At 39.3% G+C, this 12,817-nt stretch carries 11 protein-coding genes, 1 other RNA gene and 4 pseudogenes; 9 read left to right on the top strand and 7 right to left on the bottom strand.

Annotated features, from left to right (window positions below; all coding sequences use genetic code 11):
- Positions 1 to 340: 340 nt before the first annotated feature.
- The 5 genes from V8V91_RS20670 to V8V91_RS20690 all read left to right on the top strand — a co-directional run bounded on the left by V8V91_RS20670 (position 341) and on the right by V8V91_RS20690 (position 3,041).
- On the top strand, positions 341 to 691 hold the full coding sequence (locus V8V91_RS20670) for an IPT/TIG domain-containing protein (protein ID WP_373397000.1): 351 nt from the start codon (positions 341 to 343) through the stop codon (positions 689 to 691).
- Positions 692 to 1,051: 360 nt separating this feature from the next.
- Positions 1,052 to 1,519: a hypothetical protein gene (locus V8V91_RS20675; RefSeq protein ID WP_373397001.1), complete on the top strand. Its 468-nt coding sequence runs from the start codon at positions 1,052 to 1,054 to the stop codon at positions 1,517 to 1,519.
- Between the two features lie 9 nt (positions 1,520 to 1,528).
- Positions 1,529 to 1,759, top strand: coding sequence for a hypothetical protein (locus tag V8V91_RS20680; RefSeq protein WP_373397002.1), 231 nt, complete (start codon positions 1,529 to 1,531; stop codon positions 1,757 to 1,759).
- A 25-nt stretch (positions 1,760 to 1,784) separates the two neighbouring features.
- Positions 1,785 to 1,988, top strand: coding sequence for a hypothetical protein (locus V8V91_RS20685; protein WP_373397003.1), 204 nt, complete (start codon positions 1,785 to 1,787; stop codon positions 1,986 to 1,988).
- Between the two features lie 36 nt (positions 1,989 to 2,024).
- Positions 2,025 to 3,041 (top strand): DUF4249 domain-containing protein, encoded by a 1,017-nt coding sequence (locus tag V8V91_RS20690; RefSeq protein WP_373397004.1) that lies wholly within the window; start codon positions 2,025 to 2,027, stop codon positions 3,039 to 3,041.
- Positions 3,042 to 3,347: 306 nt separating this feature from the next.
- Here the strand turns inward: V8V91_RS20690 and ssrA are convergent.
- Positions 3,348 to 3,748, bottom strand: a transfer-messenger RNA (tmRNA) gene (ssrA, locus tag V8V91_RS20695).
- 182 nt (positions 3,749 to 3,930) lie between these two features.
- On the opposite strand from ssrA, the pseudogene V8V91_RS20700 reads away from it, so the two are divergent.
- Positions 3,931 to 5,072, top strand: a pseudogene (locus V8V91_RS20700) (DNA polymerase III subunit gamma/tau).
- Positions 5,073 to 5,155: 83 nt separating this feature from the next.
- On the top strand, positions 5,156 to 5,644 hold the full coding sequence (locus V8V91_RS20705; protein ID WP_373397005.1) for a hypothetical protein: 489 nt from the start codon (positions 5,156 to 5,158) through the stop codon (positions 5,642 to 5,644).
- Here V8V91_RS20705 and V8V91_RS20710 read toward each other — a convergent pair.
- The 4 genes and pseudogenes from V8V91_RS20710 to V8V91_RS20725 all read right to left on the bottom strand — a co-directional run bounded on the left by V8V91_RS20710 (position 5,641) and on the right by V8V91_RS20725 (position 10,139).
- A pseudogene (locus V8V91_RS20710) lies at positions 5,641 to 6,630 on the bottom strand (DUF3078 domain-containing protein). The gene V8V91_RS20705 and the pseudogene V8V91_RS20710 overlap by 4 nt on opposite strands.
- A 21-nt stretch (positions 6,631 to 6,651) precedes the next feature.
- Entirely contained in the window at positions 6,652 to 8,232 is a 1,581-nt protein-coding gene (locus tag V8V91_RS20715; protein WP_373397006.1) for a LysM peptidoglycan-binding domain-containing protein, read from the bottom strand.
- Between the two features lie 65 nt (positions 8,233 to 8,297).
- Positions 8,298 to 8,866 (bottom strand): annotated as a pseudogene (locus V8V91_RS20720) (O-methyltransferase).
- Between the two features lie 77 nt (positions 8,867 to 8,943).
- Positions 8,944 to 10,139: pseudogene (locus V8V91_RS20725) on the bottom strand (M16 family metallopeptidase).
- A gap of 153 nt (positions 10,140 to 10,292) precedes the next feature.
- Here V8V91_RS20725 and V8V91_RS20730 point away from each other — a divergent pair.
- Positions 10,293 to 11,582 (top strand): aminopeptidase P N-terminal domain-containing protein, encoded by a 1,290-nt coding sequence (locus tag V8V91_RS20730; RefSeq protein ID WP_373397008.1) that lies wholly within the window; start codon positions 10,293 to 10,295, stop codon positions 11,580 to 11,582.
- A 53-nt stretch (positions 11,583 to 11,635) separates the two neighbouring features.
- Here V8V91_RS20730 and V8V91_RS20735 read toward each other — a convergent pair whose 3' ends face one another.
- Entirely contained in the window at positions 11,636 to 12,040 is a 405-nt protein-coding gene (locus V8V91_RS20735; protein WP_373397009.1) for a DUF4221 family protein, read from the bottom strand.
- Between the two features lie 30 nt (positions 12,041 to 12,070).
- Entirely contained in the window at positions 12,071 to 12,235 is a 165-nt protein-coding gene (locus tag V8V91_RS20740) for a hypothetical protein (RefSeq protein WP_373397010.1), read from the bottom strand.
- Positions 12,236 to 12,600: 365 nt separating this feature from the next.
- On the opposite strand from V8V91_RS20740, the gene V8V91_RS20745 reads away from it, so the two are divergent.
- Complete coding sequence (locus V8V91_RS20745; protein WP_373397011.1) at positions 12,601 to 12,729, top strand: hypothetical protein; 129 nt, start codon at positions 12,601 to 12,603, stop codon at positions 12,727 to 12,729.
- Positions 12,730 to 12,817 lie beyond the last annotated feature (88 nt).

Raw genomic sequence — 12,817 nt, forward strand, 5'->3', positions numbered from 1 at the left:
ATTTTTATATTTATTGAACTAATAATTTGAGTTTTTTGAAAATTTCTTTGTGTCAATTAAGTTTTATGCAAAAAATTATATTGGTTATTCTTTTCGGTTTTTTGGTGTCCTTAAATGCATGTAGACAAGTTGAACCTGATACAACAGTAATAATCACTGAGCAGATTCTTTACTCGAGTAGTGAAAAACTTAGAATGTTGGGAAGGTTGATTACCAACCAACAAATAGAATTAATTGATCATGGTTTTTATATTTCAGGCGATGAAATTTTTCATCACCAATTATTATTTCTCTGGGGAGTAAAGTAGGGCCAGGGAGATTTATTGGTGAAACCGATGGTTTGACAAATTCAAAAACATATTACGCGAAAGCATTTATTGAAATTGATGGTGAGATTCAATTTGGGAATGTTATCCAAACAGAAACTTTGACTCCTACTATTAAAAGTTTCAGTCCTGATTTTGGGACCGAAGGAGACGATTTTATTTTAAAAGGTACAAATTTCACAAAAGACACTCAGGTGTTTTTTGGAGATACTCAAGCTACAATTACATCTATTGTTGATGAATCAACAATTCATCTGAAAATCCCACCTCCTATTGCAGTAAATGTGCCAATTAAACTGTTAAGTCAAAATGTGAAGTTGGAATTCCCTCACTTTTTGAATATAAAACTGGTGCCTATGAGTTAATTAGTAATTATCCGGATCCTTTTAGGTTGGCTGGTTCGGCCTATTATTCAAGGGAGGGAGATTAGTGATAGGATTAGGAAACATGTCATTGTTTGCGCTATACCCAAGAATGAAGAAGTTTGACCTCGAATCCCGTGAATGGTTAGATGTTCCTTATAATGGACCTAACAGATCCTATGGGTTTTCGACAGAAAATTTTTAGGAGGAGGGACTCTTAACTTAGATACTCTTGGTTACAAACATAACAACACATTTTTTAAAATAACTGATAGTGGATTTGAACCACTAGAGGATCTAAGTTTTGTTTCAAGAGAGTCAATTGCTTTTGAAATAAATGAGGAACTCTACGTCATAGGAAGTTTGGACGTTGATTTCTTCGGGGTAAGAAAATATAATCCCAATGGAAAAACTTGGACTCGGATCACTTCAACACCTACCATGCTTTCTCAGACAAATCCTTTTTTTGTTTATGATAGTAAGTTCTATGTGGTAGACTCGGATAAAATCCTCTGGGAATTTGAGCCCAACTTAATTTCTTGGAGAAAGGTTGCTGTATTTCCTGGTGACATAGGAAAAGGTTATGGAATGGGACAAGTAATTGGAGACAAGGCTTATGTGGGGCTCTACCAACGAACTACCGAAATATGGGAATTGAATATGTCAGATTTGTCGTGGAAAGCAAAACGAAATATACCAGGTTCCACTGCTGAGGTAACTGTAGCTCATTATTCTTATGGAGGATATCTATACATCATGAGGACCCCAGAGAGAATAATTCCCGGCAATTTCCCGATGAATTTGTACAAGTTTGACCCCAACGGATTTTAATCTCAGCATATGAAAAAACATTTACTCATTTTCTTTTTACTGGTTAGTCAGTTGGGATGGGCTCAGACTGAAGTGAAGCGGGAGGTATTTGGGAGAGATATAGGCCAACTGATAGGAATACGGTTTACAGGCCGGATCATAGATGAAATTACAGAAGAAGCATTGGTAGACCAGTTACCTACCCAGATGGCAAGTTTGATTATTCAGGAAACAATCTTGCTTAATTCAAAAAAGAAATGAACAGCGATTCCCTGATAATCATAGATTGGAACTTTCTGTCAACTTTAAACTTCCAGGCAAGGGCAAATTCTTCGATGGGGATTGGGCTTTCTCAGTATTGAATGTGTATGGACGTAAAATTCCATTCTCGCTCTTCTTTTTGGATGAGTTAGGAGCACCTCCACAAGCGTTAAAACTTGCCGTGTTAGGTGTACCTCTTCCAAGTATCAGCTACTCTATTAAGTTTTAATAAGATGCTAAAAAATTTATTTACCTGCTCTTTATCTTGCCATTGGCAGCATGTATCACACCTTATGAAATAGAGGTGGATGAAGGGGAACAGCTGTTGACAATAGAAGGGATGATCACAAGTGGACCGGGGCCACATACTGTAAAACTATCTAGGAGCTCTACTTATGGTAGTATTTATGAAGGTGTTGTACTTCCAGAGCGAAGCGCATCTGTATTTGTTCGAGACGAATTGGGAGAGATAACTTACTTTGTTGAAAACCTAAATGAAAGAGGAACTTATCTAAGTCCGGATAATTTTACCGGGATAGTTGGTAGAACCTATACCTTAAATATTCAATTAAGGAACGGAGATAGGTATACCTCATTTCCCGAAAAAGTAAATATTGCTGTGCCTATTGAAAATTTTCAAATTCAAGCAGAGGAGATTCCTGTAGAGGGGGAGGTGTTAAATGATTCTGGAGTAGGTGTTTATGTGGATTTTAAAGATCCCGATGGAGAAAATAACTACTATTTTTGGAGAAATGATCCTGCTGTATACGAATTGAATACCAGGCCAGACCTTTATTATCCGCCGAAATCTCTAACTCCTGAGCCAAAGCCTTGTTGTTATACATGTTATTTGGAGGAGGAAGTTGGTAATTATGAAGTTTTTTTGACCAATGACGACTTTTTTGATGGTTTAAATACTCGATTTAAGGCAGCTTTTATTAAAGATGATGGACTTCGATTTATTTCCACATTTAGGGTTGACCTCAACCAGTTGAGTATTTCTGCCGATGCTTATCGTTATTTGAGGTTAGTAAAACAACAAATAGAGCTCACTGGGTCTGTATTTGATCCTCCTCCAGCAAATATTAGGGGGAATATGATCAGTTTGGACGACCCAAATGAAATTGTATTAGGGTTCTTTATGGCTGCAGGTGAATATAAAGAGAGGATTTATATTAACAGAGAAGATTTACAGTTTCGCCAACCAGATATTATCATAGCGGATGATTGTAGGATTGTGGAAGGAGCTACAGTTGTCCCTCCTTCTGATTGGAAACCTTAGATAGTTTTCATGATAAGGGTTTTATCCAAACATAATATTTTTAGCTATGGAATTTTTGTCTAACCCCGCTAGGAGTAGAATAGGATTGGTTTAAAAAATAGTTTTGGCTAGGAGTGTATTTGATATTAATCATGGCTTTACTTTCGGATTTGCAATTCGGGCTTGACCTATTGCAAATTGGTTTAGATAGTAGGAAGGAATTACAAATTCCTCCTAGCAAGGGGAGTGTTAAAAAAGTCAAATAGTCGCCATTTTAAGATTTAAAAAGGAAAAGCCTTCCATAATCGATTGATTACAAAAGGCTTTTTGTGGAGCTGGCGAGATTCGAACTCGCGTCCAGATAAGGAAACACCGTACCGTCTACATGCTTAGTCACCTGTTAGGTTTTCGACCGAAATATGCTGGATGACACACCTTGTTCCGGCTTAGCTATTGATCTTAGACTTGCTTAATAGCATCACAAGCCGCAACCCGGTCAAGTCGACACCTCAAATCCGTCCGGACCAGATAACGGACGGTGAGATGTGGCTGGGGAATTACTCTAGTAACTCAACCCTTTAAGCGATCTATCCTAAGAGGGTAGATTAGGCAGCCATGGCGTAAGAATTTTCGCCAATTATAGTTCGTATGAATCTTTCAAGGCCGTACATACTCCAGCCTGCATGCGAGCCCGATCTTTACACTTACTGTCAATACCGGTCAGCCCCATTTGTTAAGGATGACAAAAGTAATAGATTTTTGGTTCCAAGAGTACATAGTTTTTTGTTTCTCCTCCTCCAATCGGGCTTTTTTAAAATTCTTGAATTGGAAATCAACATTTTATCAGAAATTGTCGCAGATCACATACATTTAGGCTTCCCGAATATGGAGTTTTTTATATCTTGCGGTGATGGAAAACTTCGTCGTTTCGGCAAGAAAATACAGACCAGCAGATTTCAAGAGTGTGGTTGGGCAGCAGCACATTACCACGACTCTTCAAAATGCGATTAAAAACAATCACTTAGCTCAGGCTTTCCTTTTTGTGGACCTCGTGGTGTAGGTAAAACTACCTGTGCCCGAATTTTGGCAAAAACCATTAACTGCGAAAATCGGCAGGCAGATCAGGAAGCATGCGGTGAATGTGAATCCTGTGTTTCTTTTAAAAACAACAGTTCTTTTAATATTTATGAGCTGGATGCGGCCTCCAACAACTCGGTAGATGATATTAGAAACCTGGTGGACCAAGTGCGCTACGCGCCTCAAAAAGGTCAATACAAGGTATATATTATTGATGAGGTTCATATGCTTTCCAATCAGGCCTTTAATGCCTTTCTGAAGACCTTGGAAGAGCCTCCGAAATATGCGATTTTCATTCTTGCTACTACAGAGAAGCATAAGATCATCCCCACGATACTTTCCCGATGCCAGATTTTTGATTTCAACAGAATTCAGATCAAACATATTGCTGAGCATCTAAAATACATTGCAGAGAAGGAACAGGTAGACTACGAAGAAGAAGCTTTGAGATTGATAGCCACCAAAGCGGATGGTGCGCTCCGTGATGCCTTGTCTATTTTTGATTTGATCGTCACCTATTCTGCGGGCAAGAAAGTCACCTACCTGGAAACTATCGACAATCTTCATATCCTCGATTACGATTACTATTTCAAAGTAGTTGATGCCTTGATTGAGGAAGATTTATCCAAGGCATTGTTGATTTTTGATGAAATCCTAAAGAAGGGGTTTGATGGTCATAATTTCATTGTTGGTCTATGTGAGCACTTTAGAGATTTGTTGGTGGCAAAAGATCCCGCTACCGTTGAGTTAATCCAGGTTTCTGAAAGCGCAAAAGAAAGATACTTACAACAGACGGGAGCCACTTCCGTGTCCTTTTTGTTATCAGCTCTAAATATCGCCAACCAATGCGATATCAATTATAAGACCTCCAAAAATCAACGCCTCCATGTAGAACTGGCATTGATGAAAATGGCCAAACTGCCCCAGGTCTTCAAATTGGCAACTCTGGCTGCCGAGGAGTCAAAAAAAGTCTGAGTAAATCAGAGCCTAAAGTAGCTCCTTCCGATTCAAATTCTACCTCAATAGCTAAAGCTAAGCCTGTTCCTGTTCAGAGGACGATGTCTATTCCTACCAGCTTGTCTCATACCAAGAAGATTTTGGAGGAGAAAGCTAAGGATGAGGAAAAAAGAAATGAGCAGCGGAAAGCGGAGGCAAAAGTAGTGGAGCCAGTGAATACCCTCCAATTAACTCAATCCATGTTGGATGAGGTTATGCCAAAGGTTTTGGATCATTATAGGCTGGAAGGGAAAGTATTGGAACATGCGATTTTGAACCAACCAATCAAGATGGAAGGACATGAAATTTGTCTGGAAGTCATGGGGCATGTTCAGGAAGAAATTGCGCAGAAAATGAAGCCGGAATTATTGACTTTAATCAGAGACTTGACTGGAGCGGGTAAACTGGCCATCAAATTAGTGGTAAAAGAGGAGCTGGAATCCGCTACCAATAAACTCTATACCAGTTCCGATAAGCTTCGATTCCTGAAGGAAAAGCATGCGGCATTAGCTGAGTTTCAGAGAAGATTTGGTTTGGAAACAGACTACTAAAAATCTAGAGAAATCCCAAAATTTATCAAATTCTGGAGCTGTACTGCCTGTTTGGAACTGCCGTCATCTTGTTTGATAAACACCTCCTCATCGTAGATAATTCTGGTTTCCATCCTGGTTGAAATGTACTTGTTTACTTTCATTCGAATGGTGGAGTTGAAATTCACGACCATGTTTCCAAACCGTTCGTAATTCGAGAAAAGGTTGAGATCTGCTTTCCAGGTAATATTTTCCATGAGCTGAATATCTGCCACGGAAGTTGCCAATGACATACCTGCCTCGGCACGTACATTTTCTCCTGGAACTACCCCAAATGCTCCGGCACGGCTCAATGAATCGTCCATTACAATCGTAAAACGACCCGTAAATGGAGATAGAATGACGGACAATTTGCTTTTATCTGAATAGGTCCTTCTGTAGTTCAAACCCGTAGAAGATTGAACATAGCCAGGTGAGAGTAAATCCGATATTTTGGTTCTTACATCCTGATCACTTCCGGAGGGTCTGGAATATTTATACCCTGCCAGCAGTTGCGTTCGGGCATCCAATTGGGTAGAGAGGTAAAATTTTTCAGAAAGCTCCCGTCCATAATTACTGACGAAAATAAAGTTGTCATTACTTTTCCGGTTTTAAAATCACGATCATCTTGACGATTCATCCCCAAGTTAATGGTGACTTGTGTGTCCCAGACTTTTTATCTTTCTTATAATTCGCAAAAATGGAAATCCCAGAATTGAGTGCAAAAGAGCTTGCTCCACCCGCTGCCCAGTTACTTATTGTCACTTGTTGGATGTTCAAATTATAATTACCTCCGGTCTCCCAGAAAATTTCTTTTTGGGTTCTTCTACCAACAAGGAGTCGCCTAGCATTAATAAGGTGTCCCCATTGATCAGAACTGTATCAGGGATAATCAGACGATCTTGAGCCAATACCTGATGACTCATTCCAAACAAAAGAAATCCTATAAAAAGGAGGTAATTACGCATTCAAAAATGAAGATAATAGGATCAGGGCGTGAAGATAACCAATTTCTGACCGATGCTAATGATGTTTTGACTGCCAATGTTATTCCAGGATTTTAAGTCATTGACTGTAACCCCATATTTTTTACTGATCGCAAAAAGCGTGTCACCTTTGCTTACCACATGGGTAATCTTTCCCTTGGAACTTGAATTGGATGTGGAGGTTCTTTCTTGCTTTGAAGGTCCCGTGGAGCTTGAGTTACTGGCAACTACCGCCTTCTGGGCTGGAGGAGCTTTCTTGATATTGACAACCCGTATATCCTCCCCACGTTTCCGGTGATCTTGAAGATTCAATACCATGCCTACTTTCAGGTCAGAATCTTTTCTGATGCGGTTTTTAGATTTCAAAGAAGAAAGCTTGATTCCATACTTTTGAGAGATGCTCCAAAGTGTTTCTCCAGGCATCACTATATGGTGCTCAACTTCAGCTTTGGATTTCTTTTTCTTGGTATAGTAGTATTCTCCCGCTTCAATTCTTTCTCCAGGATCAAGATCATTGAGTCTTCTAAATTTCTTCTCCTTGATACCAATCTTATCAGTGAAGTTACTCTGTGTAGTAGTCTGTGAGGCTAGAACTCCTTCGATATCATTGACGGTGATCTGGTCTGGCTGACTCGCCTTTGTCGTATTGCCGCTGATCCTTGGATAGGAGTTAGCCTGCTTATAAGCTGGTGAATTGGCGAACGAATTGTTACTGTTAGAACTGTTTTTGGATGGACTACTTTTAATAATAGCAGGTTGTACCGGTAGTGTTCCATCCTGGATATATACTAATCCATAGGTTCTATCGCCTGGGATCTTACCATTAGAGGTCCATTTATTGTATTCTTTTAAATGCGACTCAGATACTCCATATTTTTTGGCCAAGGCAGCTAGGGTAGTTGGACCTTGAATAGGGACTTCTACCATTCTAGAATTCGAAGTGAGTACACCAAGTTGGTTTTCAAAGGCAATTTTATGGGCCAAGAACTTTTTGAAATACCAATGCGTATTCCTGTCTACATCCACCACGCGCTTTCCATTATATCTTGTTCCAAAATAGGCTTTTGCACCACCTAGTCCCATTTGATAGGAAACCAAAGCACACATCCAATTGTCAAAAGTGTTGTTATGCTTTTTTAAATACAAAGCCGCACCACGGGTAGAGGAAACAATATTCTTTCGTTCATCGATCTGATTGTCCACGCGAAGAAATACTTCCTCTGCAGTACCCTGTTTGAATTGCCAAAATCCAACGGCGTTGGAGGTAGAAACCGCATCGGCTATGAGGGAGCTTTCTTGGATTACCAGGTATTTTAAATCTTCAGGAACTTGATTGTCTCGGAGTATATCTTCGATAATCGGCATATATAAATTGACCCGTTCCCGCTTGATTTTGAAATATTCGGGGTTTCTATATTGAGCATCTACATCCAGTTGAATTTCCCTTCTCGCTTGTGGATTAATTCTTACAATTAAATCTGCAAACTCCAATTCAGCAGGTACTTGCGGAATCTGCGCAAGCAAAGAAAAGCTACTGAAGAGCGTGAGGATGAAAAGAAGGCTTGAAAATTTATGTTTACTCATTCCAAAAAGGCTTTAATCTGGTGCTCAGCCTCTTTTTAGCAAAAATGATTCCCTTTTTGAATATGCTATAATTTTCTCGCCATCATAATGCCATCCCGTATTGGTAATAGCACATTTTCTACCCTTGGATCCTGGGTTATTTTGGCATTAAAGTCCAGAATTGCCTGGGTGTCTTTATCGATTTTCTTTCCCTCTTCAACCAATACTTTTCCCGACCAAAGTACATTGTCAGCCATGATGATCCCTCCGGTGTTCATTTTCTCCAGAATCAGCTCGTAGTATTTTTCATTATTGATTTTATCGGCATCGATAAAAGCCATATCAATTGGTCCATCCACGTTTGGAAGCAGGTCCAAAGCATTGCCTAACCGGTAATCAATTTGATCTGCCAAGCCACTTTCCTCAAAAATCCTCTGACCATGGTTTCCAATTCATCATTGATGTCCATGGTGATCAATTTGCTGGATTTACTTAATCCCCTTGCAATACAAATGGCGGAATAACCGGTATAGGTCCCCACTTCCAAAGCGATTTTTGGATTGATCATTTTGGTAAATAGTTCCAGCATTTTCCCTTGAAGTTGACCGGAAAGCATTCTCGGTTTCAAGACTTTCAGCTGAGTCTCCCGGGTGATTTTTTGAAGCAATACATCCTCTTCAGTGGTGTGGTTTTCGCAATATTGTAATAAGTCATCGGAGATAAATTCCATGATTATTGGGGCTTATACGTTAGAAAACTCATGTTTTCAGGATTGAAAATCTCATTGGCAATCTCCTGAAGTTCATCAGCTGTCGTGTTCTTTATTTTTTCAAAGATACTTTCCAAAGGGTCTACTTTGTCATGATCTAGGAGGCTTTTTCCATATACCAGCATCAAACCTGCATAATTCTCTTCGGCCATGGCCATTTGCCCGATGGCTTGTTCCTTGGCCATTTGAAGCTGAATTTTCCCAAGTTTTTTCTTTTGAAGCGTAGCCATTTCTTTCATGACCAGACTTTGGGCTTTTTTCAAGGTTTTCTCTTCTGTGCCGAAATACACTCCAAAAAACCGGTATCCGAAAAAGGAGAGTAAGTAGACTCGATGTTGTACACATAGCCATATCTTTCTCTTAGAGTCAAATTCAATCGGCTATTCATACTGGGCCCACCCAGAATATTGTTAAGTAAAAACAGCTTGTATCGATTAGGGTCATGTAAAGAATACGCGGGTCTGCCTATGGCACAAAGAGACTGAGAAATTTCACGCTCAATGATTTTGGTTTTTGGCAGGTAGCTATGAAAGCCATTTCGCACATAGAGGCTTCGCTTTTCCTGAATTTCATTTAAAGGACCTTCTATGGATTTCAATACTTTGGAGAAGGGAATATTGCCAACTACCGAAAATATGACCTGATGGGTATCCAGTCGGGTAGAAATAAAATCGATGAAGTCCAAATGTGAAAAACTACTTACAGTCTCCTCATTTCCCAGAATATTTCTTCCAAGAGAGTGATTTTCAAATACCAATTCGTCCAGTTCATCTTGAATAGAATCCTCTGGAGAATCCCGGTACATGGCCATTTCCTCTAAAATGACCTGCCGTTCCTTTTCTATCTGTTTTTGAGGGAAGGTACTGTTAAAAGTGATGTCATAAAGCAAATCTGCTGCTTTGGAATAATGCTCCTTCAAGGTAGAAGCATAGAAGCAAACTTTCTCTTTGGTGGTATAGGCATTTAACTCCCCACCCAGCGATTCCAGTCTATTTAAGATATGGAATGTTTTTCTTTTCTTGGTTCCTTTGAAGGCCATGTGTTCCCAGAAGTGGGCTAGGCCTTCCTGCTCTTTCGTTTCATCTCTGCTGCCTATGTTCAATATAAAGCCACAATGTACCAATCGGGTATGTGTGACTTCCTGATGAACGATCCGGATTCCGTTCTTTAATTCCTTGAATGTTTAAATCCATTTTTGAATACCTTCTCGGTAAAATACAAAGAAAAGCATCAATTTGTTTCCCGCCTTGTTTTCCTCTCCTTTTGAAGCAGATTTTAGTAACTTCGGCTTTGAAAAAATCAGAAAGGATTTATGAAATATCAACCATTACCCCAGAGTTTATACATAAAAAATAGAGCCAAGTTTGCAGCTAAACTGAAAAAGAACAGTGTAGCCATTTTCAATGCAAATGACATCATGCCTACCAATGCAGATGGGACGATGAAATTTCGTCAAAATAACGACCTATTTTATCTCTGCGGCATAGATCAGGAAGAAACGATTTTATTATTGGCTCCTGATTGTCCCAATCCAACCATGAGAGAGGTCTTGTTCCTACGAGAAACCAGCGAGCTGATCGCTATTTGGGAAGGTCATAAGTATACCAAAGAAGAGGCTGAAGCGGCTTCTGGTATTCAAAATATCCAGTGGCTTTCCAGTTTTGATCAAATTTTCGGAACAGTCATGGCGCTCTCCGATCAGGTGTACCTGAATACCAATGAACATCTGAGAGCAGGTGTGGTGGTCGAAACCAGAGATGCCCGATTTATCAAGACCTGTAAGGAACAATTTCCATTGCATGAATACGAGCGAGCTGCCCCTATTATGCATGAATTAAGAGGGGTGAAGGAGCAGGAGGAAATCGATCAGCTACAGATTGCTTGTGATATCACCAACAAAGGATTCAGAAGGATATTGTCTTTTGTAAAGCCTGGGGTGACTGAATATGAAATTGAGGCGGAGTATCTGCATGAATTCGTCAGAAATCGAAGCAAAGGTTTTGCATACGAACCGATCATTGCCTCAGGCGGTAGTGCCTGTGTGTTGCATTATTTGGAAAATAACAAAGAGTGTAAGGATGGTGAATTGATTTTAATGGATGTGGGAGCGGAGTATGGAAACTACAATGCAGACATGACGCGTACCATTCCTGTGAACGGAAGATTTACCAAGAGACAAAGAGCAGTGTATGATGCGGTTTTAAGAGTGAAGAACCAAGCTTCCAGTATGCTTATCCCTGGCCAAAATATACAGGATTATCATAAGGAAGTGGGGTTGATCATGCAAAGCGAGTTAATTGGATTGGGATTGATTGATCAGACGGATGTAAAAAACCAAGACCCAAATTGGCCAGCCTATAAAAAGTATTTTATGCATGGGACTTCCCATCATCTGGGATTAGATGTGCATGATGTAGGGACGATGCATGGACCGATCAAGCCAGGAATGGTCTTTACTGTGGAGCCAGGAATTTATATTCCTGCCGAGGGAATGGGAATTCGATTGGAGAACAATATTGTAGTTCAGGAGAATGGGTATCTTGACTTGATGGGAGATATTCCGGTAGAGGCGGAGGAGATAGAGGAGTTGATGAACTCTTAAGTTCAAAAGGAGAAATAAAAAATCCCCTTCAAAATTAATTGAAGGGGATTTTTTTATGGAGTTATTTCCTCAAATTTCAGCAATTCAAAATTCATTTCATCTTCTTTATTCTTATGATTAAGAGGATGATTAATGGAAAGGTAGATACCATTTTCTGTGATAAAATAATCGAAGGGATGATACTGATTGGCTTCGAATGCAGTTTCTGATATCAAGTTCAATTCACTGTCAAAAACCTGAATGGAAAATGGCCCGGAATAATTTCTCATATCGTTTATGGCAATTGACTCGTCGGGCTCGAATTCATGAAAAGCAAAACGGATAAATACATTTCTGTAGGGATCAATGTCCAAAGATTCATAGTGGGGACTATAGTTAAGAATATTTGCGATATGTAAAGCCATCAGCATTAGGAGGGAAGTAGGGGAACTTTTCAGGAAGGAATTCACTATTTCCATTTTTTAATTTCAAGGAATCTCCAAATTCATCTACATAAAATAATCGATGGTCTCCAAAAGAGAATAAACATGTTTATTGGCACCATGGGTGATTGATCCTTCAAAATGTTTGACTCCTTCAGGCATGTAATCCTTTGGAAAATGAAAGTCAAGAAAATTTGGTTCCCCTGTATTTAAGTCAATTTCATAAACCAACTCTTTGTCTTGTAATGACGGAAGTAAGAATTGAAAATTAAAAGCAGGAGAATTTTCTCCTGCTATTTTTTACTGTTCTGGTGGACATTCGCGATCGAGACAACTTCCTATTCCTTGTGGATCACAATATTTGGAAGGATAGGTTACGCCATAATATCCAGGTTTTGTGCATTCAGCTTCTGCTCTTTCAGGTATGGCAAAAAAGCAATGCCAAATCCCAAAGCACATCCAAAAATGATTTTTTTAAACTTTTCATAAAGAATAATTAAATAAATAAAAAAACTTCTGGACAAAAGCAGCTAACTGCCTAGTTAGTTGGGTCAATTATATTATTATTACCCTAATTATTTAGAAAAAATATTCAGGTGTCTAATGAAATAAAAAATCCCCTTCAAATTTATGATGTGGCCTATAGACCGCAAATTCGAAAATTTCAGGAGGAACTACTTCAAAAAGCTCAGAAAGTAGTGGATTATTTAGGTCAATCCAATTAAGAATCCTCCTCCCTGGTTTAAGTCTCCTCAAACAGCAAACAAAAATATGACTGAAGGCACTCACCTAGGCGGTACGGACAACCTTTGA

It is taken from the genome of Algoriphagus halophilus (genome assembly GCF_041729275.1).
In the GTDB taxonomy this organism is placed as follows: domain Bacteria; phylum Bacteroidota; class Bacteroidia; order Cytophagales; family Cyclobacteriaceae; genus Algoriphagus; species Algoriphagus halophilus_A.

Excerpts from the sequence above, each read along its gene's own strand:
- V8V91_RS20680 (WP_373397002.1), top strand. The coding sequence starts at position 1,529 with ATGAAAAAACATTTACTCATTTTCTTTTTACTGGTTAGTCAGTTGGGA.
- V8V91_RS20705 (WP_373397005.1), top strand. The coding sequence starts at position 5,156 with ATGTCTATTCCTACCAGCTTGTCTCATACCAAGAAGATTTTGGAGGAG.
- V8V91_RS20715 (WP_373397006.1), bottom strand. The coding sequence starts at position 8,232 with ATGAGTAAACATAAATTTTCAAGCCTTCTTTTCATCCTCACGCTCTTC.
- V8V91_RS20730 (WP_373397008.1), top strand. The coding sequence starts at position 10,293 with ATGAAATATCAACCATTACCCCAGAGTTTATACATAAAAAATAGAGCC.
- V8V91_RS20735 (WP_373397009.1), bottom strand. The coding sequence starts at position 12,040 with ATGGAAATAGTGAATTCCTTCCTGAAAAGTTCCCCTACTTCCCTCCTA.